The organism is Psychromonas sp. psych-6C06 (assembly GCF_002835465.1).
Taxonomy (GTDB): domain Bacteria; phylum Pseudomonadota; class Gammaproteobacteria; order Enterobacterales; family Psychromonadaceae; genus Psychromonas.
In genome coordinates this window covers 49,013-74,053 of the sequence record NZ_PIZM01000002.1, presented here as the reverse complement: position 1 = coordinate 74,053, position 25,041 = coordinate 49,013, and the positions used below count along the sequence as shown (strand labels likewise).

General features: G+C 40.6%; 21 protein-coding genes. 4 read left to right on the top strand and 17 right to left on the bottom strand.

Features of this window, described 5'->3' with window-relative positions; all coding sequences use genetic code 11:
* Positions 1 to 7 precede the first annotated feature (7 nt).
* The 3 genes from CW745_RS03455 (at position 8) to CW745_RS03445 (ending at position 3,916) form a co-directional block, all read left to right on the top strand.
* On the top strand, positions 8 to 505 hold the full coding sequence (locus CW745_RS03455) for a magnesium transporter (RefSeq protein WP_202973148.1): 498 nt from the start codon (positions 8 to 10) through the stop codon (positions 503 to 505).
* Complete coding sequence (locus CW745_RS03450; protein ID WP_101107139.1) at positions 502 to 1,533, top strand: efflux RND transporter periplasmic adaptor subunit; 1,032 nt, start codon at positions 502 to 504, stop codon at positions 1,531 to 1,533. The genes CW745_RS03455 and CW745_RS03450 overlap by 4 nt, the downstream gene beginning before the upstream one ends.
* Positions 1,534 to 2,023: 490 nt before the next feature.
* Positions 2,024 to 3,916, top strand: coding sequence for a methyl-accepting chemotaxis protein (locus tag CW745_RS03445; protein ID WP_101107138.1), 1,893 nt, complete (start codon positions 2,024 to 2,026; stop codon positions 3,914 to 3,916).
* Between the two features lie 167 nt (positions 3,917 to 4,083).
* On the opposite strand, the gene CW745_RS03440 is transcribed toward CW745_RS03445, so the two are convergent.
* The 16 genes from CW745_RS03440 to CW745_RS03365 all read right to left on the bottom strand — a co-directional run bounded on the left by CW745_RS03440 (position 4,084) and on the right by CW745_RS03365 (position 23,101).
* Positions 4,084 to 5,481, bottom strand: coding sequence for a sigma-54 dependent transcriptional regulator (locus CW745_RS03440; protein ID WP_101107137.1), 1,398 nt, complete (start codon positions 5,479 to 5,481; stop codon positions 4,084 to 4,086).
* A gap of 98 nt (positions 5,482 to 5,579) precedes the next feature.
* Entirely contained in the window at positions 5,580 to 8,606 is a 3,027-nt protein-coding gene (locus CW745_RS03435; RefSeq protein ID WP_101107136.1) for a PAS domain S-box protein, read from the bottom strand.
* Positions 8,603 to 9,409 carry a phosphate/phosphite/phosphonate ABC transporter substrate-binding protein gene (locus tag CW745_RS03430; protein WP_101107135.1) on the bottom strand — a complete coding sequence of 269 codons (807 nt, stop codon included), beginning with the start codon at positions 9,407 to 9,409 and terminating at the stop codon, positions 8,603 to 8,605. The genes CW745_RS03435 and CW745_RS03430 overlap by 4 nt, the downstream gene beginning before the upstream one ends.
* Before the next feature lie 36 nt (positions 9,410 to 9,445).
* Positions 9,446 to 9,829: a response regulator gene (locus CW745_RS03425; RefSeq protein WP_193755530.1), complete on the bottom strand. Its 384-nt coding sequence runs from the start codon at positions 9,827 to 9,829 to the stop codon at positions 9,446 to 9,448.
* A gap of 22 nt (positions 9,830 to 9,851) precedes the next feature.
* Positions 9,852 to 11,387, bottom strand: coding sequence for a SpoIIE family protein phosphatase (locus tag CW745_RS03420; RefSeq protein ID WP_101107133.1), 1,536 nt, complete (start codon positions 11,385 to 11,387; stop codon positions 9,852 to 9,854).
* Positions 11,387 to 12,127, bottom strand: coding sequence for a protein SypD (locus tag CW745_RS03415; protein ID WP_101107132.1), 741 nt, complete (start codon positions 12,125 to 12,127; stop codon positions 11,387 to 11,389). The genes CW745_RS03420 and CW745_RS03415 overlap by 1 nt, the downstream gene beginning before the upstream one ends.
* Before the next feature lie 35 nt (positions 12,128 to 12,162).
* Positions 12,163 to 14,280 (bottom strand): SLBB domain-containing protein, encoded by a 2,118-nt coding sequence (locus CW745_RS03410; RefSeq protein WP_101107131.1) that lies wholly within the window; start codon positions 14,278 to 14,280, stop codon positions 12,163 to 12,165.
* Complete coding sequence (locus tag CW745_RS03405) at positions 14,277 to 15,155, bottom strand: OmpA family protein (protein WP_101107130.1); 879 nt, start codon at positions 15,153 to 15,155, stop codon at positions 14,277 to 14,279. The genes CW745_RS03410 and CW745_RS03405 overlap by 4 nt, the downstream gene beginning before the upstream one ends.
* A complete protein-coding gene (locus CW745_RS03400) occupies positions 15,143 to 15,484 on the bottom strand; it encodes an STAS domain-containing protein (protein ID WP_101107129.1) in 342 nt (113 codons plus the stop codon). The genes CW745_RS03405 and CW745_RS03400 overlap by 13 nt, the downstream gene beginning before the upstream one ends.
* 170 nt (positions 15,485 to 15,654) lie before the next feature.
* Entirely contained in the window at positions 15,655 to 16,653 is a 999-nt protein-coding gene (locus CW745_RS03395) for an endonuclease/exonuclease/phosphatase family protein (RefSeq protein ID WP_101107128.1), read from the bottom strand.
* Positions 16,646 to 17,320, bottom strand: a complete 675-nt coding sequence (locus CW745_RS03390) for a sugar transferase (protein WP_101107127.1) — start codon at positions 17,318 to 17,320, stop codon at positions 16,646 to 16,648. Before CW745_RS03390 ends, CW745_RS03395 begins: the two co-directional genes overlap by 8 nt.
* A gap of 75 nt (positions 17,321 to 17,395) precedes the next feature.
* Complete coding sequence (locus CW745_RS03385) at positions 17,396 to 18,604, bottom strand: glycosyltransferase family 2 protein (protein ID WP_101107126.1); 1,209 nt, start codon at positions 18,602 to 18,604, stop codon at positions 17,396 to 17,398.
* Entirely contained in the window at positions 18,597 to 19,697 is a 1,101-nt protein-coding gene (locus tag CW745_RS03380) for a glycosyltransferase (RefSeq protein WP_101107125.1), read from the bottom strand. Before CW745_RS03380 ends, CW745_RS03385 begins: the two co-directional genes overlap by 8 nt.
* Complete coding sequence (locus tag CW745_RS03375) at positions 19,694 to 21,226, bottom strand: chain-length determining protein (protein WP_101107124.1); 1,533 nt, start codon at positions 21,224 to 21,226, stop codon at positions 19,694 to 19,696. The genes CW745_RS03380 and CW745_RS03375 overlap by 4 nt, the downstream gene beginning before the upstream one ends.
* On the bottom strand, positions 21,223 to 22,362 hold the full coding sequence (locus CW745_RS03370; RefSeq protein ID WP_101107123.1) for a glycosyltransferase: 1,140 nt from the start codon (positions 22,360 to 22,362) through the stop codon (positions 21,223 to 21,225). The genes CW745_RS03375 and CW745_RS03370 overlap by 4 nt, the downstream gene beginning before the upstream one ends.
* 1 nt (position 22,363) lies before the next feature.
* Positions 22,364 to 23,101, bottom strand: coding sequence for an acyltransferase (locus tag CW745_RS03365; RefSeq protein WP_101107122.1), 738 nt, complete (start codon positions 23,099 to 23,101; stop codon positions 22,364 to 22,366).
* 401 nt (positions 23,102 to 23,502) lie between these two features.
* Here CW745_RS03365 and CW745_RS03360 point away from each other — a divergent pair, with 401 nt between their 5' ends.
* Positions 23,503 to 24,579, top strand: a complete 1,077-nt coding sequence (locus tag CW745_RS03360) for a PQQ-dependent sugar dehydrogenase (protein WP_238596679.1) — start codon at positions 23,503 to 23,505, stop codon at positions 24,577 to 24,579.
* 87 nt (positions 24,580 to 24,666) lie between these two features.
* On the opposite strand, the gene CW745_RS03355 is transcribed toward CW745_RS03360, so the two are convergent.
* Positions 24,667 to 25,032 (bottom strand): Na+/H+ antiporter subunit G, encoded by a 366-nt coding sequence (locus CW745_RS03355; protein WP_101107120.1) that lies wholly within the window; start codon positions 25,030 to 25,032, stop codon positions 24,667 to 24,669.
* Positions 25,033 to 25,041: the final 9 nt, after the last annotated feature.

The window sequence follows — 25,041 nt, the reverse complement described above, 5'->3', positions numbered from 1 at the left end:
GGGAATTATGAAAGATACTATGAATGAAGCGGTTGCAGTTATCGCGCCACAAAAATCATTCGGACAGAAAGTTGCGAGCGGATTGCTAAAAACGATTAAGGCTATCACATATTTTGCTGTCTTTATTGGCATATCAGTGATTATTTCAAAGCTTGCGACCATTCATGGTAAACAGATCCCAGCAGAGTACTTTATCAACGGCTATCCGAGCATATTGGGGTTACTTGATTCTGAGCTATTTATGGGCATTATTTTTGTTATCACTCTGACCATTGTAGTTTATGTTATTTGGTTACTGTGGGGATTACATGAGGTGGCGGTTCATAAAGCGCAAGCGATGGCTAGTCAGCAAATACAACTCGTATTTGCACTGTCTTTGTGTGGTTTGTTTATCCATAAAGCGTGGTGGGTATTAGCGGTCATTATCGCATTTACACGTTGGGATTTACTGGCACATAAAATTTCGGAAATCATTGCTAATGGCCGTACAGGAGAGAAAAAATGAAGGAGATAATGTTACCTTATATCTTTATTATTTGGGTATTAGTTAAAACGGGGGTTATCCAGTGGACACTTCGTAATGCGGTGATCTATGTTGGAATAGGCCTGTTTTTATCGCTGATGCTATTTACTGCTCATCGATTTTGGTCTCCTGCCGACCTTACTGATAGTTCGACTATCAAGGCGCCTCATGCGGTATTAAGTCCTTTATTTGGTGAGGAAGTAGATTCAGTTCATGTTGTCCATAATCAAGTAGTTAAAAAAGGTGATGTAATTTATAAATTGGTTTCTACAGATGGCGATGAAAAGATTGAAGCCCTCGTTGCACAGGTCAATGCTAAGAAAGCATCTATCGAATCGTTAAAAGTGACCATTAAAAATGATTATAAAAACCTTAGCCGATTAACTCGACTCAATGATTTTGCAAGTGAGTCAAGTCGAGATGATTTACTGGCTAAAATTGAAACAGCGGAAGCTAATTTAATTGTTGGTGAAGCAGATATTAATAAATTAAACGCTGACATTAATGCAGCCAAATGGAGTAACGATCGTAAAGTCGTTCGTGCTCCCTTTGATGGACAGATGTCTGTAACGACCTTAGCTGATGGTACTCGATTAGGTAATCTACATATTTATGATACGAGTAAAAAGTTCCTAGAGATGCGTATTCCGGATCAGGCATACCGCTATATCAAAGTCGGGCAGTTTGCTGAGTTTTATGTTGATGCTTTTCCGGGAGAAATATTTCGTGGTCGTGTACACAGTTTAACTGCCGGAACCGGTGAGGCAATGTTGAATAACCGCGCATCAGAGCAACAAGTAAGGCAACATGTTGGTAACAATGCTGGATCTCATGGACGTACAGTGATTATCGAATTTATTGAGCCACAAGGGTACAACATACCAATTGGCGCAACAGGATCTGCATGGATCTCTGCTGAAAAACCAATGCCAGTTTTAGGCTTTATGGATATTATCGGTGGTGCTACAGTGCGCCTAAAAGCGCTAAAGTCATACTTAAGTGCATTATAGCTAGAGTTAAAAACAACCTGTATCGCGTTACTTAGTGATACAGGCTAGCTTGCTTAATTCACTCTCCTTTCACTTTGATCTCAATTATTTCATGCCGAGAGGATGTTGATCTTTACCGTTTAATTTTGTTCAACACAACGCATTTTGGAAAAGGCAAATGGAACGTAGTTTAGGCACTCTAAGCGAGTTTCGTCTAACGTATAGCAAAACGTCTTTTCGTTTTGTATTGCGTTAGACGAAGTCATTACAGCAATAGCCAACAAATTGTTGCAAAAATAAACTCGAAAGATCAACAGATCCTAGTATTTGGGTACTTATTTTCCGATGCAAACTAAGATTGAATAATAATTCACTAAATATTACTAATTATTGAGATCAATAACCCTTATTGCGCATAAAACAAGGCTAAATAACGGTGAAATACTTAATCTCTTCTATAGTTTCCTTTGATATCAATCAACAACATGTAAATGTGTACTCAAGGAATATTATGACGAACTTAAGCTTTTCTCAAAAAATAACAGTCGCCTCAGCGGCCATCATTATGCTCGGCTTAGTGGCTTTATCAGTGGTCAGTTATGGCGTGGCAAAAACAAATTTGCAGAAAAATTTACAAGAAAACTTACAAGAAACCTCGCTTGGTGCCTCCACTAATATTGCAAATTGGCTTAATAGTAAGTTATTAGCTATTCAGTCTTTGGCTGATACTACGACAGCGATTTCAACTGATATGGAACGCTCGCATATGTTGCTTATTAATAATGCAAATAACTTTCTTGGTACTTATGTTGCTAGTGAACAGGGCGCAATGGTGATGCATGATCAGGCAACGCAGGACACACTGCCTGCGGGCTATGATCCACGAAGTCGCCCTTGGTATACTCAAGCTAAACAGTTAGGCCATGCATCCTTTACAGAACCTTACCGCGATGCAACATCTGGCGAGCTTCTTATCTCGTCCGCCACTCCGATCAAAAATAACAATACTATTATTGGTGTTGCGGCGTCTGACTTGACCTTAAATTATATTGGTGAAGTGTTAGGAATGGTTAATTTTTCAGGTAAAGGGCAAGTTTATTTAGTGTCTAAAAAAGGCGATATTCTGGTACACAACGACAGCACTATGAATGGCAAAAATGTGCAACAAATTTATTCAGGACAAAACGGCTCATTGCAATCTGATTTTGTTGAGCAACAACGGTCAGATAAAACTTACCTAGTGGGTTATTACCCAATTAAAGGTGTCTCTTCTGTTGATTGGTATTTAGCCGTTGAGGTGGATAAGCAAAAAGCTTTTGCATCAATGGGGAGCATTCGTAATAGCGCTTTATTATTTACCCCTATTGCGGTGATTATTGCAGTGGTGTTATTGACGCTGTTATTAAACCGTTTAACAAAACCTTTACGTGAATTAAAAGTGGCGATGAAAGATATCGCTGAAGGTGACGCAGATTTAACACAGCGTTTAGCTGTCGATAGTAAAGATGAATTAGGGGAGCTAGCGAAATACTTCAACCGTTTTGTCGAAAACATTCATATTATGATGCAGGATTTTAAAGTCCAATCCGATGATATGAATAGCATTGCGCAAAAAATGAATACAATTTCAGACCAAAGTAAGCTAGAGATGGGGCAACAGCGACAAGAAACTGAGCAAGTTGCCACTGCCGTTGCTGAAATGTCTGCTGCTGCTTCTGAAATTGCTAGCAATGCACAGGGAGCTGCTGAAGCGTCAAATGAAGCGGATGAAGAGGGAAATGTTGCCAATCAAGTGGTTGAAGATGCGATGTCGTCAATTACTGGCTTAGCAGAAAGCTTAGGCTCAGCAGAAAAAGATATTGCGTTGCTTGAGGATGAAGTCGCAAGCATTAGTAGTGTGTTAGATGTTATCAGAGGAATTGCTGACCAAACAAACCTATTGGCTTTAAATGCGGCTATTGAAGCGGCTAGGGCCGGCGAGCAAGGACGAGGTTTTGCCGTAGTTGCAGATGAAGTGAGAAGTTTAGCGGGTAAAACCCAAGAAAGTACGAAAGAGATCAATGCCAAAATCGAGAGTTTACAGAATGGTGCATTGCGCGCTGTTGAGTCGATGAAGAAAAGCCGTGAAACCAGTGATGTAAGTGTTGAAAAAGCGGGTGAGGCAAGTGCATCACTAGCAAGAATATCTCAATCGATATCACGTATGTCTGAGATGAACCTACAGATTGCGACAGCCTCTGAAGAGCAAACGAATGTGACTGAAGAGATTGCACGTAATATCACCAATATTTCAGATGCGACAGAGCGAACCTACGAGGGCGCCAATGAAGTGGTTAATACGACTCAAGAGCTTTCTAGTATCGGAGAGCGTATTAATACAGAGGTGAATAAGTTTATTATTTGATTGCTATGGGCTGTTAATTTTGGGCGGTGAAAGCTTGAAAATAAACAGCCTAATACAAGGAGCCTGTAAGTTTAAATCCTCACCTGACTCCAATCATTTATTATTGCTGTAAATTTACTTCGAAATTAAATTAAAATTTTGAAGTAATTTTACCACTTTATCTAGGTTTATTCCCAACTCTGCTTTTTACGATAAATAGTCGATGGGCTAACATCTAACAAGGCGGCTGCCTTGGGAATATTGCCGTCACAAAAGTTAATGGCTGTTTCGATAGTTTCCTTTTCTACTTGCGCAAGCGGTCTAATAGAAATAGTTGATCCTTGAATAGAAGCTTGTCTAATATCGCTGTTTTCTGTCCCCTCTATTGAAGTCGTAACTGGAAGTTGCAAGCTGTTTAACGGAGCTGGAAGATGTGCTAATTGCACCATAGTATCATTGTGTAATACAACAATATTACGGATCACATTTTGTAACTGGCGTACATTTCCTGGCCAATCATATTGCTCCGTCATTAATGTTTTAACTTCTGCTGAAAAAGTAACAAATGCTTTTTGCTCTTCCTGCGAATACTCTGTAAGGAAACGCGTAGCAATCTCAATAATGTCGCTCCCGCGCTCTCGCAAAGGAGGGAGTTGAATTGGTAAAACATGTAATCGATAATATAAATCTTCACGAAACTTCCCCTGTGCCACATCATCTAAGGGATCTCGATTAGTGGCACAGATAAAACGAATATCGACTTTTTCTAACTTATTACTGCCTACTTTTTTAAAGGTGCCTGTTTGAATAAAGCGTAGCAACTTAGTTTGTAAGTCTAAATTCATTTCACAAATTTCATCTAAAAAAAGGCTACCGCCATCGGCCTGTGAAGCTGCGCCTTGGCGCTCTGAAACCGCCCCGGTAAATGCACCTTTGACATGGCCAAAGATCTCACTTTCCATTAAATCATGTGGAATGGCACCACAATTTAATGCCACAAATGATTTCTTAGCGCGACTACCTTGGGCATGGATAGCTTCTGCGCAAACCTCTTTTCCGGTGCCACTTTCACCGGTGATAAACACTGTTGCTTTACTCGGAGCTGCCGCATCGATAATTCGGTAAACTGCTTGCATTGGTAAACTTGAACCAATAAAACCATGGTAATTTTTTCGTTCAAAGGTATTTTGATAATTTTCTAGTAAAGATTGTAAACGTGCACGCTCAAGTAGATTTTTTACAGAGGTTTTCAAGCGACTTGCGGATACTGGTTTTTCAAGAAAGTCGTTGGCGCCACTTCGCATCATATCAACCGCGACATCAACAGAGCTGTGCGCTGTAATTACAATGACAAAGCAATTAAATTTATCTTTTTTCATCCACTGTAATATCTGTAAGCCATCCATATCGGGTAACTTATAATCGAGAAGAATAAGATCGGGTGGCGTTGCTTTAATGAATTTTTGCATATCAGAGCCATTCGTAACAACGCTAATATCTAAATCATCCCCTTTTAAATATTGTTCATATAATCGTGACTGTGGAGCGGAATCTTCAACAATTAATATTCTGGGCTTTTTATTCATTAAACCTTCCTTAATGATGATAATGCACTGCTTACTTTATCGCGTTTACTTAACTAACTTAAAGTCTGGGTATCCAATGCAATATTTGTTGCCATACATTACCCAAACCCTTTTTGTGCACGTGTTGTGAGTAAAGAAAAAGATTTTTTAGCAACCAGTAATAATTGTTTTGCATCTTTAAGTGCTTGTTCATGTTCATTTTCTCTGCATTGATGCTCAATGCTTCTTGCTAATTTATAAAGCTTAGCATTGCCATGAGCAACTGCGCTGCTACCGATGGTATGAGTCTCAAATTCAAGTGTGGCAATATCACTTTCTGTGATCGCTAATTCGATTTTTTGCATTCGTTGTTCGCTATCTTCAACATATAAGCGAATTAACTCTGGCACGATTTCCGCATCGGTATCATTAACTAACTGTATTAATATAGATTCATCGACATATTGGCTATCGGACTCATCAGCCTGCGCAGTATTTTGCGTTTCATCGCGTGGCTCTAGTCTTCTTTCTGTCCAACGTGCAATACAACTAAGTGTAGCGCTTCGATTGATGGGTTTGCTTAAATAATCATTCATACCCGCTTCAATAAAGCGCTCTTTATCGCCACTAAGTGTGTGTGCCGTCAGTGCGATAATGGGAAGCTGTGAGACCGGCGAGGAAAGTGCTCGTATCGCTTTTGTTGCGCTCATCCCATCCATTTCAGGCATAGAAATATCCATTAAAACAATATCATATTCTGATTTTTGCACCGCTTGTAATGCCTCATAGCCATTGTTGACGACATCAACTTGCAAGCCAGAAAATTCTAAAATACTTTTAATAACCATCTGATTTGCAAGATTATCTTCAGCCAGCAAAAGGCGAATATTGGATCGAGGCTTTTGAGGTTTCACCCGCTCGATTGTTTGTTGAATATTATTTTCATCGGCCTTATCAAGCATGATTGTAAATTCGAAGCTACTGCCTTTACCGAGTTCACTACAAACTTTAATTTCGCCATTCATCAAGGTAATTAATCGTTTACAAATAGCCAGCCCGAGTCCAGTTCCTTCGTAGCGTCTAGAGTGGCTTTGATCCACCATGGTAAATTCTTCAAACAGGATAGCTTGGTTATCTTGCGCAATGCCAATACCTGTATCGTTTATTTTTATACGTAAAATGAATTTTCCATCTATCTCGGAGTCGAGGCTTGCGATGATACTAACTTCGCCCTGTTCAGTAAATTTAATGGCATTGTTAATGAGGTTGATGAGTATTTGCTGAATTCTATCGGGATCGCCTTGAACAAATTGTGGCAAGTCTGATGATTGCTCTATTCGCAGATTAAGTGCTTTTTTATCAGCAAGATGTTTGAGTAATGAGGTACAGTTATTTAGCAGTCGGTGTAGGTCAAATACTGATAATTGTAATACTTTTTCATCGATATCCATTTTTGTGAAATCAAGAATATCATTAATGATGGTCATCAATAGTTCACCAGAGTCACGCGCGGTAGAGATCAGAGTTAATTGTTTTTCGGTTAATTGTGTATCTTTTAGTAGATCTAAGATGCCTAAAACAGCATTCATGGGGGTGCGTATTTCATGACTCATAGAGGCTAAGAAACGACTTTTAGATTCATTACTTGCTTCTGCTTCTAATCGCGCTTTACGAAGGTTTTCTTCATTATTCTTTTGTTCAGAGATATCCATAAAATGCGCAATGTAATGGCTAGTTTCACCACTTTCATCTTTCACTGCTGAGATGTTAAGGTATTCAGGGTATATTTCGCCATTTTTACGCTTATTGTAAATTTCACCGCTCCATTTCCCTTGCTCAACTAATGTCGTCCACATCGATTGATAATACGTTGTGGGATGTAGGCCGGATGATAATATTTTCGGGTTTTGACCAAGTACATCCTGTTCGCCATAACCGGTTATATTGGTGAATGCGTGATTAACACGTATGATATTTCCCTGTGCATCGCTAATAAACATCGCTTCACTTGACTCAAAGGTTTGTGCCGCAATGCGCAGCTCTGCTTCAGCTTCTAAGCGCGTACTAATATCACGAATAAATGCAGTAAAGAGTAAGCCCTGTTCAGTTTCGATTGGTGCTATATTTATCTCGATTGGGAAGCTATGCCCCAATTTATGTAATGCGTTAAGCTGTAAACGTTGATTAATGACGGGGGATTCTTTATTAAGAATGAAATGTTGCATACCAGCATGATGAGCACTGCGTTTATTTTTGGGAATAATAAAATCAGCAAGATTTTTTCCAAATATTTCATCGTACTTCCAGCCAAAAGTAACTTCAGCGACGTTATTAAAATCGACCACTTTTCCTGCTTGATCGATAGTTATTAATGCATCTAATGAAGCACTAAGAATCGCATGGTTTTGTGCTTGATTACGTTTTGCAATGGCACTCATCTTTCTCTCTGCATCAATACTTTCAGAGAGTTTTTGATAATTTGAAGCAAGGGTGGATGACATGCTATTAAAGGCGTTGGCTACCTCCGCAATTTCATCTTTTCCAGTCACCTTTACCTGATGACCAGGGCCTGATATTGATATTTTATCAGATGCTTTTTTTAACTCGCGTAGCTGCTGCGTTAGGTAAGTAACTAACATGAAAGAGAATATGCCAACTAACAGGACTTCTAGGCATGCAATGACAATTGCTCTGCTTTGTGCCTGATAGATCGAATGTTTAATGGCATCTGTTGACAACCCAATTTCGACAGTACCGAAAACAGTACCTCCCTCAGTGATGTCAATTACAATATCAAAGGTACCGTCATCAACCTCTGCAAGGCTATTATCTGCAACATGTGGGCGATTAAGGAATTCAGCTATACCACCCTCTGCTAAAATAAAGTCGTTATTACTAATACGTGCATAAGCGATTTCAGGTAGTGTTAGGATATCTTGTGTAAAACTTTCAAGCGTTGCTAAGTCGGAAGATATGAGGGGGTTTTTAACTGCTTTTGCAAATAAAAGGGAGGTGGCTTCAGCACGGTGTTTAAGTTGCGCTTCGTTGGTATCACTGAGAAAGCTCATGCCACTGAGAATGAGTAAAATGAGTAATGCTGATTCAATAAACGCAATACCTAGAATAATCTTTAAACGAAAGCTCATTGAGTCACCTGTATCGATAAATTTAAGTTGCGAACATCATCCCAGTCTTTATTGACCGCGCCCTGAAAACCTTTAATGTTAATATTGTTGATTAATCTTTCACCTTGTTCATCATCTGTAAGGTTGATTAATGCTTGCTGAATTTTTTCTGTTTGTTGTGCATTGACTCTTGGGTGTACTGCTATTGCATGTGGTGTATAACCGGGAGTTGTATGCAATACCCTAAGTTTGGCTTTGATATCTGCAGAAACATTGTTAAAGGTACGTAAAATTCCCCCGCCAGCAGGGTAAATTCCTTTGGCTACGGTTAAATAAACTGAGTCATGTGAGGATACATATTTAGCGGTGAATTTCACCTGATGTTGGCTTAGCTCTGATTGAGTTAATATACTTGCCGCAAATGCCGCTGGTGCAGGAAAAGCTAATGTAGCGTTATTGAGTTCACTTAATTGCGTTATTGGGCTCTTTTTGGCGACCACAATAATACCTTTAATTCTTTTGTTTTTGGCTTTTGCAATCGCTTGGTAACCTGGGGACTGATTAAAAACTACGAAGTGGTATGGGTTCATATAAGCGATATCATATTTCCCCTGTGCCAAACGTTTTTCAAAGGTTGGAATATTGGGAGCTGTGGCAAATTTTATTGATAGGCCTGTTTGTTGTGAAATTTTTTCAATAATAGGTTGCCATAATTTTGCTAATTTAGTGGGCGACTGCTGTGGCACTACTGCAAATGTGAGGGGCTCTGCATTGAGGTAAGTACTGTTAAATACCAACAGTAGGCTAAAAATAAATTTTTTCATATCCAATCCTTTGAGTGACGCATATCCATGATCTTTTTACTTCATTAAACTTAAAGATTTTTTTGCGAGCTTTTCAAGTTCAAAGGGCTTAACCATATAAGCCTCTGCCCCGATTTCAAACGCATCTTCAATGTTGCCAATTTTGTTATGCCCTGTAAGCATCAGGACTGGAATATTTTTTGTTTCTGCCGCTGTTTTAAGTTTAGCAAGCACATCAATACCCTCGATATCCGGTAAGGTCCAATCAAGAATAATCAGGTTGGGTTTTAAACTAGTGGCGGCTGCTAACCCTTCTGTAGCATTGTCGAAAACAATACTTTCAATGCCTTTATATTTATTTAAATGAAAGGAAACTCGCCTTAATAAGGTGCGATCATCATCAATGATGAGGATGGTTTTTTGTGTATTCCAAAATAACATAAGCTCTCCTTTGTTATTGATATTAGTACTGAATTGGCTCAAGCAACAGTAACAATGTATCATCACTTGGTTGTGCACCTGTTAATTGGTCAAAGCGTGACATTACCTGCTGTATTGCTTGGGCTATGGGTTGTTGTCGCGTAGCTAATAGTTCAGCACTTATTTGCTGTTGGAGTTGTTGGCGTGCTTGGTTATTTTCAGCGGACTCAAATAAACCATCTGTGAATAGAGCAATACGCTGTCCTTTTCTCAGGGTTATTTGATGACTTTGGTATTGAGTGTTTTCCATCAAGCCAGGTAGCATGCCAGATACTTCGACTGTACTTATGCCCTGTTCTGAAATGAGTAGTGGGGCTGGGTGTCCTGCACTGGCAAAAGAAATGATCCCTTCTTTTAATAATTGTACCGAGCAGCAGGTGAGTGTTACCTGTGATAGTAGTTTGTCTTGCGCAGCGCAATTAGATAGCTGTTCTAAAATAGTCCCAGCATGTTGTGTACTGTGCACCGATTGCAGTAACCCGTGAAGATAACCACCATATGCATGCGAGAAAAACTTAGCACTATCATCATGGCCCATAATGTCAGTTAATAATAATTGTGTCATATTTTCTAGGCGGTGATGCAGTAATAAATCTCCTCCACCAGAGCCTGTATTGCGTGTCGCTACTTGTATATTCCAGCCATCACAAGTTGTTGGTAATGTCGGTTGTAATGAGTCACTAATTTGTTGATCAATGCGCTCTGTCAAACCATGGTATACCTGTTGTGTTCGACCAAGTACACGCGCAATGACGGTTAAAAGACGTGCTTTGTTAACGGGTTTGATAAGGTAATCATCGATACCCAATTGTGAGGCCTGTTGCTGAACGAGATCATCATCTTGTGCCGTTAAAAAAACAAAGGGGAGCAATGCTTTTTTAGTTTGCTGGTTAATTTTTTTACGCAGTGAAAGGCCATTCATTTGAGGCATTTTAATATCTGATAACACCAAATCAATATGTTGCTGGTTGAGTTTATCAAGCGCTTCATAACCATTACTTGCCGTGACAATATGATACTTTTTATCCAAGTACGCTTGGTACAATAAGCGCAGACTGTTGTTATCCTCAACAAGTAAAATCGTTTGTTTAGGGGTAGGCAGTGGCTGTGACCAGAATAGCTGTAGTTGGTTAAATGCATGGAACTTGCTACTGGCTTGGTATTTAATTGCATCACTTTGGGCATGCAATAGGGCGATGCCTCTGCCACTTTCTATATCACTAAATTCGGTAAGTAGGTCGTCATTTAAATTGGCTGTCGGATCCCATGTCTGGCCGTTATCAAATACGGTAAGTTGCCAGCCATTTGTTATTCGTAAAAAACGAACTCCTATGTCTGTAGGGGCTGGCTTGTTATGTTCAACTAAGTTAGTGACGGCTTCAGAGACGCAGAGTAAAATACGCGATGCAATGGTGTTGGGGATTTGCTCTGCAAAGCTTTCTTGTAGCGCATGTCGACATTCACGGGCAATATTCTCTGAAACAGGTTTAAATATTTCTATTATAATCGTTTCCATCATTACACTTCCAATGCCAGTAAGCGGCTCTTATTGATCATATTTCTTAATGGTCTGCTGATAAAGTTAAGCATAGGTTTGATACGGTCGACTTCACGTAATAACTCTTGTTTTAAGGTCGGGTTGTCGCGATCATTAAATACACAACCTAATAATTGAGCTTGGGTGCTGTTTAATTTTACCATGGCATTATCGATAGCCGCTTCAGGAGTACGCCCTGCAAGTACACACAATATTGCACCATCACAGGCAGCTGCAATTCGCTCTGGGGGAATATTTTGTGCATTAATTCTATTGAGTGGCGAAGTATCAATGATCACCGTATCGTATTCTTCAAGCCACTCCTCGATACATTGTTCTAAAACTCCAGGCTGACGAAGCTTCATAATATGTTGGCGCTTATTTGGTGCAATCACGCCATTGAGTACAGCGCTGTTCTGCTCACTACAGACTAACTGCGGTAAACCTAATAACGATCGTTTACTGTGTTTATTCGTTTGACCCGCGAAGGTTGTCGGGTCGGCCTGAAACGTAAGTAAACTTTTTATTGAAGGGCGATAAAGGTTAAGGTCGACCAACAGTGTTGAATGACCTGCTAATAAATTACGTTGCGCTAATGCAAAAGCAAGGCTGGTGACGCCTTCACCTTGCTCCGCTGCGCAGATAGCGATAGAGGCACGAGGATTGCTGAGTAGCTGTGTGTATATCTGTTCAATTTCCATATTGTGATAGGGAATATTCATACCTTGTCTCCTTACTTGTATTAATAAATTGATATTTATAACAGACCAATTAATGCGCCTAGCGCGACAATCTGAACTACATCTGTCAAACCTTTACGAAATTTTTCATAACCACTTTCGCTTCGGTATGGAATATAGATAGTATCGCCAGCTCTTAACACGGGGAGGTCTGAAAACGCTGCTGTGTGAGTAAATTCTTTTAGATCAAAGCGACGTGCTTGATCGCGACAGCAAGACATATTAACCACGGTAATATTTTCAATAAAAGCATCTTCTACCGTCCCGCCAGACTCTGCGAGTAGGTCTAACAGTGTCATGGTGTCATCAAAACGGTAACGGCCGGGTTTATTGACTGCGCCTAGCACACGTACCGTGCTCTCTTTGCTTTTGTCTAACCAGATACGGTTTTTTTCAGGAATGTAGATAGTATCGCCGGTTCTAACGTTCGGTAATAAGTGGTCGTCACCGGTTTCAAAATATAAAGCGAGATCTAATTTGCTCACGCCTTTGCGCATATCATCGCGGTGATTAATACGAATATTGCGCAGATCTGCTTGTTCAGTAGGGCCATCAGCGGCGGCTAAAATATCTAAAAAATTCATCTCATTAGTGAACATGTAACGGCCTGGTGCGCCTACTTGTCCGAAAATATAGATCGATTTTTGCGATGATTGGCGTACCCACTGAGATTTATTATCGCTTGGATCTTGAGGCAACTGTTGCAGCATAATCGTACTTCCTGCTTTAATCACGGGTAACTGCTTATCGCTCTGTCCCTCTTTTAAAAATGCATTTAGGTTAAAGTTATGTACCTGAGTGCTGCCATTGCTCTGTGGTACCACTATTTCGATATTAGCGGTATCAGCTTCAGGTGTTGGGCCCCCGACGTGTGCTAATAGGTCTAATAATGACATCTCATCAGACCATTCGATTCGGCCCGGTTTTACCACAGACCCAAGTACTCTGACGGCGCGATTGGGGGTCACTTTCAACCACGATTTCTCATTCATGTCGGTTTTTTCGGGAACAAAAATTGCGTCGCCCGCTGATATGGTTGGAATGTTTTTAATGCGTCCTTCTGTATAAGCGCTTAGATCGAAAGCAATGATGCTGTTATCTGCTTTAATAATTCGAATTTGGCGTGACTCTGCAAAACGAGTTGGTCCGCCCGCATTGGCAAGGATATCCATAAAAGTGGCGCCTTTGGTGCTTTCATAAGCGCCGGGTTTCGCGACTTCACCCATCACGTAAACCATATTCGCACCACTTTTTATCTCCTCTTCCTGTTTAGGGACAAAGATGGTTGCACCTTGTTGAATGGCTGGGAGGTGCTGTTGATCGCCTGAATCAAGGTATTTTTTTAGATTAAATAACGTGGGTTTGCCATCGGTTATCACACGAATTTTTTCAACGCCTGCGTAACGCGTCACGCCACCTGAGCCCATTAATAGGTCAACAATATCCATCGACTCTTTGTAGGCAAAACTACCTGGGTGGTTCACTTCGCCAAATACTTTAATCGCGCTACTATTATTTTCTGAGTCGCCGGCATTAGTTAATTCAGAAGGGTTGTATTCTACTTCAACGTTTCCGGTCATCGGTGAAGCAGGGATGAACAATGAATCCATCGATTGTAATGTAGGTAGCAGGCTACTATCACCGCTGTCGAGGTATTGTTTATAGTTAAATACGGTGGTTTTTTTATTACGAATAAGTTGTAACCTATCGAGCTGAGCCCCTTTACGTAGGCCACCGGCAGCATAGATCGCTAATTGGATTGAAGCGTCCGATTGCAGGGTAAACTCACCTGGCTCAACTACATAACCACGAACGTTGATGATTAACTGCTTCTTAAGTAGGTAAATATTGAGGTTATCGATATCAAGATAAACTTGTTTAAGTTTATCGCTAACTTGACGCGTCATCGCTGCAATTGTTAAGCCACTAACCTGCATCGCACCTACTTCGGGTAAAATAATTCGTCCCTCTCTATCTACTTGAAAAGGTTGTGCAAGTGCTACCTCTCCTGGAAGTGATATTTGTAAAAGATCACCATTTTGGATCTGATACTCGATAGAGTTGGCGCTCACTATCATAGATGATGTGAACAGGATTAGCAGCGCGAAATAACGTTTCAAGTTTAAGATATTCATAGTGGCATTACCTCTAATGAAGGACTCTGTTCGAATAACTCAATGCTGACGCGACGGTTAACAAGTCGTGCAGGGGCTTTATCTTGGGTAAATAAAGGCTCTTTTTCGCCACTACCATGAACGCTAATATTGTTGGGGTTAAAACCAAAAATCAGCAGGTAACGCTCTACCTGTGTTGCTCGAGCGATAGAAAGTTTTAAATTACGTTCTGAGTTTCCGGTTTTATCACTGTGGCCTGTCAGCTTAAGATGATATTGAGGATGATCGCGTAATAACTGTGACGCTTCAGAAAGTTGACCGATATAACGCGGGTTAAGCTCACTAGAGTTAACAACAAACTGATTATTATTGTTTAATAACGTGCTGATATACGCTAATTTTTCCGCTGTTAAGTTGTTTGCTTGCGAAGCGTTACTTGCATCTGACAATGTGGCTGTATTGGCCGATGAACTTGGTAAACAACTCTCTTGCATCTGCACATAATTAAGGCGACGCTCTAAACGGTTTAACTGATCTCGTTGAATGATTAAATCGTTTGCTGCATCTTCTTTTAAACCACCTTGTAGCTCACGTGAAATGCGTGCTTGGCGAATCTTTGCTGTCTTGACAGTTGCTGGAAAACAGATATTCGCACCCGCAATAATTAAGCTGTCGAGGTGACGCTTTGATAACTGTTGCTCAAAATAAAGGGCATTTTCCAGACCAATCGGATGGCTTTGTGATTCGCTATAGTTATTAATATAGTCATCGTCGCTACTTGCATCACGGCTATAGTCATGTTCAGCAAAACCACCTTGCCCTTTAGGGGCTGTCGTTGAACAGCCTGCCGTGCTTAACAATATAGCAAGACATAGTGGAGGCATTATTGCGCGCATAGGGCCTCCTGTGATTCAGTAAGGTATTGCATTGGAATTGCAGAGTCCATACGAAGTAGCTGCATTAACTCTTTAGGTTGCCCCTGAACGCCAATAATTTCTAAGTTACGATTTTGTGCCTTTAAACGTTTAAATAGAAACACAATGGCGCCGATACCAGATGAGTCGATAAAGCTGACTGCATTGAGATCGATTATGACGTGAGGCTGTTGTTGCTGAGTTACTTGTTCTAAATCGGGACGGATTTTACTGCATCCTTGCGCATCCATTTCACCGCTTAGTTGAATCATAAGCGCACGATCGTTGTTGTCTAGTTGTATAATATTCATCGTTATCACCCATAGGTTGTTGAAGATATATGGGGTATTGCAGGGGGTGTGCCTAAAATATTATGTTATTTAAAAACAATTGCTTACGGTTTTTTAGGCGTTTTTTATGGTTTTTTAAGGTTAGTTTTTCGCAATTTGCAAATCCTTTTGCAATGATATTTTGTTATTTTTTACATTGCTAATTCGGTGATCACCATTAAATGATCTGATCCAGCTAAACGTTGTGTGTGCTTATCAAGGACTTTAAAAGTAGGGCTAACTAGGTGATGATCGATATAAACGCTACTCAACATGGCTAGCACTGGTTTGGCGCTATAGGACCAACTTGGTAGATAACCAAATCCCTGCGCACTGTTTTTTAAACCACTTGTATGTTGAAACTGTTTAAATGAGGTGGTCCACGGTGAGCTATTAAAATCGCCAATAACGATTTTATTTATGAAGGTCGAGTGGGCAACTTTATTGGCAACGGTTGCTAATGTTTGATTACGTCGCTCCCATAATTCAATGCTTCGCGGGGAGCCTGGGTGAAGCGCAAAAAGCTGTACTGGTGTGTTTATATCACCTATTTGCAGAATAACTTCTAATATATGCCCGCTTTTATAACCAAGATCGTGCACCTGTTGTTCGCTAATTGGCCAGCGTGAAAATATTGCCATACCAGAAGGGGTGGCTTCTAGCTTACTTAATCCAAATGAATAGGGATAGTATTTAGCAAGGGCATTAATGTTCTTATGCTCACTATCAGATGCCTCTTGAATAACCAATAGATCAAAGCTTGAGTTTCCGAGTTTGGGTAATAACTGTTTTAAATTAGGGTTGTTATAATTTAAATTAAACTGAGCAACGGTCAGTGTTTGCGTCACTTGCTGATGTTTATTTTCTGATGTTTGCATAACGGGAAAATACAACCAACTTAAATTATAGAAAATTAACCCGCTGAGTAACAAGCTACTACTCATGCGCCATTGTTTTATATACAACCAGTTAAGCATGATTAATAAGCCACTCAGTAGTGCCCATTGTAGCTGCAAATTAAGCAGGTTATCTAACCACCAGACAGGGATATTATTTGCTATTGCAGGAAGCAGTAACAATAATACCGACAGCCCCAAAATGACTATAAAAATCCGTTGCATAAGCTGGCTTTTTTTAATTAATTTATCCATTGCACTTTAATACCGTTAGTACTGTTTGTAGCAAAATGAACATATCTGTTTTTAGCCAATTAAGAGGGTGGCTGATAGACAGTGAATATGCATGGTCAAAGGCAAGTTTTTGGTCAATATCATCGACACTGCCAAGGTAACTTTGTTTTATTTGTGCCAATCCAGTTAAACCTGGTAGGACTTGGTAGGTCCGTTCACTGAAAAAAGGCATTTTTTTATCGATTGCGCTGGTGAGCTCAGGGCGCTCAGGGCGAGGACCAATTAATGACATCTCTCCACGTAATATATTGATAAATTGTGGCGTTTCATCAAAACGAGTTTTACGTAAAAAAGCACCCACACGTGTAATACGCGGATCAGATTTTGTTGCTAATAATGCCTTTCCCTCTTTTTCAGCATCGATGCCCATGGTTCTAAATTTAATCACATTAAAAACGTTAAGGTTGCCTTTCTGTGATTGCCCTAGTCGTGGTTGCAGATAAAAAACCGGGCCAGTGCTATCAAGTTTAATTGCTAGCGCGATAAATGGTAAAATCGGGAATAAGATGAGTAATGCGCAGATTGAGAAAAGGATATCAAAAAGGCGTTTTCCATATACAACCACAGGGTGAATATAGGTCTCAGAAGTAAGGGGCTTGTTATCGAAACGTTGGGTAAATGTATTCATAATGTTTTCCTTAAGCTATTTTAAGTGATGATTTATATTTTTAATCTGTATTTGTCTTTCTGGTACTTTGAACCGTTACTTTGAACTGTTAACTTTGTGCCAGTGGCCTTTGTCTAAACGAAGCAGGTATCGCACACTGCCAATTAACCCTGCGCAATGACCACTGACTAAATAAGCGAGTAATTTACTGGCTTTATTACTTTGTTGTGGCTTGAAGATGAGCTGCCATGCTGCCATGCAATAAGCGGTTAATTGTGCAATGGCTAAGCCTAAAAAAAGCACATGTTGGCTGGCTAATATTAGTGATCCTAATAATGCACTGAGCATTAAAAAGGGCATTAAAACGCGTAATGCTTTACCTGAGATAAATGAGAATGCTACGCCTTTATAGCGTGGTAACAGTAGTGCTTTTAAACGCAATAGTTGTTGTAAATTTCCGGCTGCAATACGACGACGACGGTGATGATCTTGTTGGTTATCTGCGCTCTCTAATTCCAACGCATTGATCGCTTGTTCGTAATCCGCGCGGTAACCAGCTGCTACTATTTTCATGGGTAAAATAAAATCATCATTGATAGTATCGCTTGCAAGCGGCTCAAAGAGTGCATAACGAAACATATAAAAAGCCCCGTGTGCTCCAAGCGTTGAACCAAGCGCAGCTTCACTTAATTTAATTTGGCTTTGGTAATCCCAGTAGGTTTGCTCGCCCTGTGAACCAGGTGAAATAACTCGATAATGGCCATTTAATACGCCAATGTTAGGATCGTTAAAACGTTGCGTTGCAACTAATAGGGCATCAATGGAGAGCAGTGCAGAAGTATCGGTAAGTGCCACTAATTCACAATCGATATTGCTCAGTAGGTCATTGAGTAGGGCAACCTTTCCTCGGTTTTCTTTAAACTCAATAATGTTGATATTGAGGTGTGCACACTCTGGCTCTTTTGCGGTTGATGTTGCTAATGCGAAAGTATCATCACTGCAACCATCACAACCAATAATAATTTGTAGATGGCTAGCTGGGTAATCTAAGGCAGCCAGGTTACGAATTTTTTCAGCAATCCATTGCGCTTCATTATAAGCGGGCATCACAATAGCAATATCAGCAAGTTGCGCATCTTCGTCGGAGTCAGTGTAGTGGCGATCTCCTTTAATCGGCTCTGTTTTGTGCTTTGTTTGTAAACGCTGTTTCGCTAACAAACGCAGCATTAATGGGTAGCCAATGTGATGGTAAATCACTAATAAACCACTGCCTAAGGTAATAACAATTAAAAGTAAATTACTCATAACAGACTCCTGTGAATTGTGGCGAATGACGAAGGCTAGCGTAGGCATTAATCATGCTACGCAGGTTGCCATGTTGCTCAACAAATGTGCGTGGCGAGCATTCATTGACCGTCATTAGCATTTCTTTCAGTACTTTTGCCATCGCGCTAGCGTTATTAGGCACTACATATCGCCCTGTAACTGGGCAAACGGTTTCTTTACTGGCACCGACATTGGTAACCAATGTTGTGATATTGCAAGCTTGTGCTTCCAGTGGTGAAAGTGGAAAACCTTCATTTAAAGAGGGTAAGCAAAAAATGTCTAAGGATTGATAAAAACGGGGCATCTGATCAACATGACCGAGAAAATGAACTCGTTCGTTAAGCGCAAGCATGTCGACTAATTCACGTAGTGCAGCTTCAGTACTACCACTCCCTGCAAAGGCAAGGTGTACATGCTTCGGTAGGATACTTAATGCGTTAATAAGGACACTTTGTCCTTTCACTTTTTCCATTCGTCCACTACAACCAATGATCACTTTATCTTCAGGCAAATCAAAGTGTGCTCTGGCTGATGGTTTGTTGCCCGGGGTGAAGGTTTCACAGTTAATACCATTGCGTATAACGCGGATCTTATGTTTGCTTTTAAGGCGTATTTTCATCTGCTCAGCAACGGTTTTTGCATCCGCTATTAAGGTGGGGTGTAATACCTTAATGGCGTTACGTTGTAATAAACGACGTTTTTTATCATTTAGGTGCCAAGCATCATGCTCTGTATGAATAAGGTGTTTAACTGAGCTTAAACGCGCGGCTAAGCCTGCGTATAATAGTGGCCCAATATGGTGAGTATGAACCGCTACCGGCGACATGTTTTTGAATAACTTTAATAATGAGAAAAGTAACGAGTAGCTTAGGCCAGGCTGTTTATTTAAAAAGATTAATTGTTTTTCAAAGGATGCAAGTTTCGGCCATTGTTTGATTGCTGAAGCTAAATCCCCCTCTAAACTAACAATGAAGTGCTGTTCATCCTGCGACGCAAAAGAGATTAGATCCAGCGCGATCGTTTCGATACCGCCTGGGCGTAGGTGCTGTACAACTTGAAGGACGGTTTTCATGCGAATTCTCCTTGAGCAGAATTATTGGAAAGGTGGTTGTTGCTAACGGGGTTAACCATGCGTTCATTGTTTAGTGAGTTATGGATACGTGGTATGCGACTAAATACCGGTGCTCCGGTTAAGCGGTGTAGATGTTCACGAGTGCGCAGTGTGCTATCACTTAACTCTTGAATAATGGCCAATCCACAGCCGAGTAAAATGCCACCGATGAGACCACTGATGATAAATAGGATTAAAGGTTTATTCGTAGAGCGTGTTGGAGTGAAAGGGCGGTCAATCACCTTCACGCGTTTATCTTGTTCAAAAACCCCCAGTGAAGAGGTAATTCCTGCTTTTTCAAAACGTACTAACATGTCATCGTAAAGATCGCGTTTAACGGCAACTTCTCGCTCTAACTTTGAAAGCAGACTGGCATTAGCACCATAACTGGCAATTTGTTGTTCAATTTCAGCAATCATGCTTTTTAAGCTTTTTACCTCTTCAATTAACCCCTGTACCTTGCCACTGGTCAGTTGCATATTTTCTAACTGCGAAATAAGAAGGGGTTGTTTGCTGGTGGCGTTTTGTAGTTGTGAATTATTAATCTGGTAATTATTACCAATCGCCCAGAGTTTCTCGATACTTAAGTTTTCATCTTGGTTTGTTTCGATAGCATTAAGTAGTTTTTGACGCTCTTCTTGCAGAAGATTTAAGTTTTTCACCGCAGTGACCACTTTGCTATGCTGATTTGTATAGCGACCTTGTAATAAAGCTAATTCGCTTTGTAATACGATAATTTTCTGCTCAATAAGCCCAAGCACAGGATTTGTTTTAGACAGTTGTTGATTGATGCCACCTAAGCTTCGGCTTGCACCATCAAGTGTTGCTTGACGTTCAGCAAGGCGTTGTTTCATCTGAGCAAGGCGAGAAATGTTGGTAAGGTAAAGCTCTGGTAACTCATTTGCGTTGGCATCTTTGTATTGCGCCATTGCCAGTTCTGCTTTATCAAGCTCAATTTGACGCTTATTAAGGTGCTCAGCTAAAAAGCGACTTGAATCATTCATAGAAGATCGCTCAGGCGCGAGTACTTGCTCGATAAATTGCGTGCTCACTGATTCCAACATCTCCTTCATACCCAGCGGTGAGTTTGATTGGTAATCGATACGAATAAGATCTTTGCCCAACATTTCAATACTTAACGCATTTGATAATTGAGCGATAACGTGATCGTGCTGCGCCGCGGTTGTATGCTCATCAACCAGTCCCTGTTCAGACGCTACAGCGCCTAAAATATGGCGACTGTGGAGTAGTATTTTCAATGAGTTGATGCGCTCTTTTAGCATTGATGACACCGCTAAATCTTCCAAGAAAGGGTTAAGTTTTGATGTTTCCTGAATTAACATACTGGTGTGCGATGCATAGTTTTTAGGGCTAATAAAGCTTAATAAACTGGCAAGCAATGGCAAAATGATCATTGGTATCAGAATGCTGTAGCGACGACGCCAAGCGCCCGCTAAAATAAAATAAAAACGGTAATTTAAGCTATTCATAAACACTCCAGCCAATGATTAACCTCTGTCGCGCGTGACTCCCAGCTTTTGTTGATTACTTTACTTTGTAACGCATCACTAAAATGTGGCAGTGTTTGTAACTGCTCACTCGCATTTAGGGCTTCTACCATCGCATCGACGTTATTGGCAATTTGCACTAACCCTTTATAGGGGGTGATGGCCGCAAAATCGGTACTAATAATAGGGCGTCCCGCCGCTAGGTATTCTTTTAATTTAAGGGGGTTACAAGCTTGAATTTGTGCATTATCAACAAAAGGTAATAATGAAACCGTCCAGTGTTGGCAGTATGAAGGTAGCTGACTATGATCCCGTGGGCCTAAGAATGTTACGTTTTCAAAGATGCTTATTTTACAAGTATCTACAACCGTAGCGCCAATAAATACAAACTGCCAATGTGGCATTTTCTTTATGATGGCTGCTAATAGATCAATATCAAGCCACGCTGAAATACTGCCATAGAAACCAGCAATAGGACGGCCGTTATCTGGTAAGTCATTTGCGCGAGCCACGGGTGTTGCGAATAGCGTAAAATCCACCCCATGAGTGAGCAGTTGTGTCCGAGATGAGGGAAATTGCTGTAGAAGTTTGTCACTTGATACCATGATCAAATCTGCTTTTAAGCTCAGTTCATATTCGCGCTGTGCAACGGTGGCATGATCAACCCCTGCAAGGCCAGAAAAATCATCACCACAGTAATATACTAATGCGCTCTCATTGAGGTAACCAGCCACATCAACAGCAGTAGGAAGGGATGTCCACAGAATAGGATCTTGTAACTGCGCTTGTTTAATAATTGGTTTTAACTGTAACAACAAGAGTTTTTTGGCTATAAAACGAGCAAAATGGCTACGTGGCGCAGGTAACGTGCGTGGATTAATAATCTGAAAATGAGGATTAACAGGCACGCTAGTTTGTGGCGTTTCGCTATCCACTTTTGTCGCTATTAACTTATTAAAAGCACGTTTAATGTCACGAAGAGTAAAAGTAGGTTGACGTAAGCCGATAGAGTTTATCCAAATTACTTTTCGTGTTTTAGCAAGCTGTTTGATCAGGTGTTGTGTGCTACTTGGTAGTCCACCCCAATCCTCGGCAAATACAATCAGATCATGATGCATGTTATAGCTCCTGGGCTGAATTATTGTGGGCAAGAGAGCGAATAACTTTAGCTGGAATGCCTGCTGCTAATACCATTGCTGGAAGATCATGAGTGACCACACTACCTGCCGCGACAATGGTTCCTTGTCCAATTGTTACTCCTGCCATGACTGATACACCAGTGGCTAACCAAACATCGTCTTCCAAGACAATGTCACCAACTTGATCATCTGTTTCAGGTAAACCTATTGCACGCGCTTCAGCATCAATAGGGTGCCCAGGGTAACCGGCTAATAGAGCGCGACCAGCAATACGTACATTATTGCCAAGTTGAACACGCGTAGCGACTGCAATGGTGGTCATCCAGCCAATATCAATGTTATCGCCCAGTATTAATTGTGGTGTTTGTGGTGCACAACTTCTGCCCGTCAACGTCGATTGGCCTGATATACGGCAATTGTCTCCGAGAGAGATTTGTAGTGGCCCACTTATGTAAGGCAAGCCTCCATAGAGGTTAAGGTTCTCACCAAATCGATGGAGACGACCCTTTAGTAATGGGGTCCAAATAATAACGCGGGTAAAAGTGAGAAATAGTTGGGTACTGAACTGGTAAATAAAATACATTGGACGCAAAATGAATTTAGGTGCGGGTAGTTCAAAACGAAATAATTTCTTTAGCTGAGAAAAGATCATTTTGGCCATTGGGTGTTGGCTAGTTTTAAGCCACTGCTTGGTTTGGTTTAAAGTTAATGCTTTCATGATCGTGCTCCCATCTGATACTTTTCGATTAGTAAGAGGGATATTGCACAGAGTGCGCCAGTTTTTTATTTTATTTAAAATCAGTGTGTTAGTGTTTTTCTTCTCTTTTTTAAATGAGATGAATTGTATTTATTTGCAAAGTGCATTCGCATTTTGCGAATAGCTTAAGGGGGAGAAGGTTTATCTACTTTTATAGTCGGTTTTTATGGATGCTATTTCAAAAGCCAATATTGACTGTGTTTTTATTGTTTCTATACTCGAGCGGTACAAAGTGTAAATGTTGATTTTTTATGCATTTCGATACGAATTGTTTTAACTAAATTAGAGATAATGCAATGGTCAGATTCTGTTTTACAACCTACCTACCACCTATACTGCTAATACTTTTTTGTGGAAATAGCTTGGTACAAGCTACGACTAAAAAAATACAGGGGAGTGCTGGTTCGCAGATTATCTCAGAGGCCTTTGCAATATTTCATAACCCTTGGGCGATGAGCTTCCTACCGGACGGCGATCTTTTGATCACAGAGAAAAACGGAGCATTATTTTTATTTTCTCCTGATTCTCGAGCCAAAGCCTCTGTGATGGGCGTACCTGAAGTATCATTAGCAGGGCAGGGTGGATTGGGGGATGTCATTATTCACCCTCAATACCATAAAAACAATTGGATATATCTATCCTACGTTGAGCAAGATAAAGCAGGAAATAGAGGTGCAGTGGTGCTTCGAGCGCGGTTAAATACTCAAGTAAAACCTCTGAAACTGAAAGAAAAACAGGTTATCTGGAAGCAAGAACCTAAAGTTTCTGGAAGTGGGCATTACTCCTATAGATTAGCATTTAGCCCTGATGACAAGCTGTTTATTACATCTGGTGATCGTCAAAAACAGGCCCCGGCCCAAGAGTGGACACAAAACCTTGGTAAGGTGATTAGGTTAAATGATGACGGCTCGTTACCATTGGATAACCCTTTTCAAAACAAAGGCGAGCTTGCTAAAACCTTTTGGTCACTGGGTCACCGTAATGTATTAGGTATTGCCTTTGATCAACAGGGGAGGCTATGGACCCATGAAATGGGCCCTAAAGATGGTGATGAACTTAACCTTACCCTAGCAGGAGGTAATTATGGCTGGCCACTTGTGTCATGGGGAGATCAATATTCAGGCATTGCCATTGCAGATCATGATACTCGGCCAGAGTTTAATGCCCCTGAGGTTTATTGGATACCGACCATTGCACCATCCGGACTTATCATCTATTCAGGCACTATGTTTACAAAGTGGAAAGGTAATGCGTTGATTGGTGGACTAAGGTCTCAATCATTAATACGAGTTGTTATTAAAGGTGATAAAGCTTTTGAGGCAGAGCGTTTTCTCTTAAATAGTAGGATTCGAGAGGTGGATCAAGATGATAATGGGGCAATATGGATTCTTGAGGACAAACAGGGGGCGAAGCTACTAAGACTTACCCCCTATCGTTAATTTACCGCATCTGTTTTGTGTGAGGCATATTAATAAGGTTAATAATGTAATCGGTTTAGCAATAATAAGTCCTGCTTAACAGGGTGTTTATTTTTCATTTGGATTTTGATGTAAATAAGCCTTTTTAGCCAAATGTTGATTTTGAGTACTATCTTTCATCTTAACTTTATAGTGCAGGCCTGCTTTTGCGAGCATATGTGCCGCCACTGGTGCCGTGATCAACAAAAACATGCTGATTAATAACTCTTTAAAGTCCACATGTCCGATTTTTACACTGAAAAATATCATTGATGCGATGAGAATACAGGCAACTCCGAGAGTGCTCGCCTTGGTTGGTGCATGTAAACGAGTGAAATAATCAGGAAACTTTGCTAAACCAATAGAGCCTATTAGCATCACAATCGCACCGAGCACTACTAGTACACTTACTATTACTTCTAAAAATACAGTCATCTGAGTTCC

What these genes read in the sequence shown, in the direction of transcription:
- CW745_RS03365 (WP_101107122.1), bottom strand. Translation starts at nt 23,101, where the DNA reads ATGAAAGCATTAACTTTAAACCAAACCAAGCAGTGGCTTAAAACTAGC.
- CW745_RS03405 (WP_101107130.1), bottom strand. Translation starts at nt 15,155, where the DNA reads ATGCGCGCAATAATGCCTCCACTATGTCTTGCTATATTGTTAAGCACG.
- CW745_RS03440 (WP_101107137.1), bottom strand. Translation starts at nt 5,481, where the DNA reads ATGAATAAAAAGCCCAGAATATTAATTGTTGAAGATTCCGCTCCACAG.
- CW745_RS03415 (WP_101107132.1), bottom strand. Translation starts at nt 12,127, where the DNA reads ATGAATATTCCCTATCACAATATGGAAATTGAACAGATATACACACAG.
- CW745_RS03410 (WP_101107131.1), bottom strand. Translation starts at nt 14,280, where the DNA reads ATGAATATCTTAAACTTGAAACGTTATTTCGCGCTGCTAATCCTGTTC.
- CW745_RS03385 (WP_101107126.1), bottom strand. Translation starts at nt 18,604, where the DNA reads ATGAGTAATTTACTTTTAATTGTTATTACCTTAGGCAGTGGTTTATTA.
- CW745_RS03390 (WP_101107127.1), bottom strand. Translation starts at nt 17,320, where the DNA reads ATGAATACATTTACCCAACGTTTCGATAACAAGCCCCTTACTTCTGAG.
- CW745_RS03450 (WP_101107139.1), top strand. Translation starts at nt 502, where the DNA reads ATGAAGGAGATAATGTTACCTTATATCTTTATTATTTGGGTATTAGTT.
- CW745_RS03355 (WP_101107120.1), bottom strand. Translation starts at nt 25,032, where the DNA reads ATGACTGTATTTTTAGAAGTAATAGTAAGTGTACTAGTAGTGCTCGGT.
- CW745_RS03380 (WP_101107125.1), bottom strand. Translation starts at nt 19,697, where the DNA reads ATGAAAACCGTCCTTCAAGTTGTACAGCACCTACGCCCAGGCGGTATC.
- CW745_RS03435 (WP_101107136.1), bottom strand. Translation starts at nt 8,606, where the DNA reads ATGAGCTTTCGTTTAAAGATTATTCTAGGTATTGCGTTTATTGAATCA.
- CW745_RS03395 (WP_101107128.1), bottom strand. Translation starts at nt 16,653, where the DNA reads ATGGATAAATTAATTAAAAAAAGCCAGCTTATGCAACGGATTTTTATA.
- CW745_RS03455 (WP_202973148.1), top strand. Translation starts at nt 8, where the DNA reads ATGAAAGATACTATGAATGAAGCGGTTGCAGTTATCGCGCCACAAAAA.
- CW745_RS03445 (WP_101107138.1), top strand. Translation starts at nt 2,024, where the DNA reads ATGACGAACTTAAGCTTTTCTCAAAAAATAACAGTCGCCTCAGCGGCC.
- CW745_RS03420 (WP_101107133.1), bottom strand. Translation starts at nt 11,387, where the DNA reads ATGATGGAAACGATTATAATAGAAATATTTAAACCTGTTTCAGAGAAT.
- CW745_RS03425 (WP_193755530.1), bottom strand. Translation starts at nt 9,829, where the DNA reads ATGTTATTTTGGAATACACAAAAAACCATCCTCATCATTGATGATGAT.
- CW745_RS03400 (WP_101107129.1), bottom strand. Translation starts at nt 15,484, where the DNA reads ATGAATATTATACAACTAGACAACAACGATCGTGCGCTTATGATTCAA.
- CW745_RS03370 (WP_101107123.1), bottom strand. Translation starts at nt 22,362, where the DNA reads ATGCATCATGATCTGATTGTATTTGCCGAGGATTGGGGTGGACTACCA.
- CW745_RS03430 (WP_101107135.1), bottom strand. Translation starts at nt 9,409, where the DNA reads ATGAAAAAATTTATTTTTAGCCTACTGTTGGTATTTAACAGTACTTAC.
- CW745_RS03375 (WP_101107124.1), bottom strand. Translation starts at nt 21,226, where the DNA reads ATGAATAGCTTAAATTACCGTTTTTATTTTATTTTAGCGGGCGCTTGG.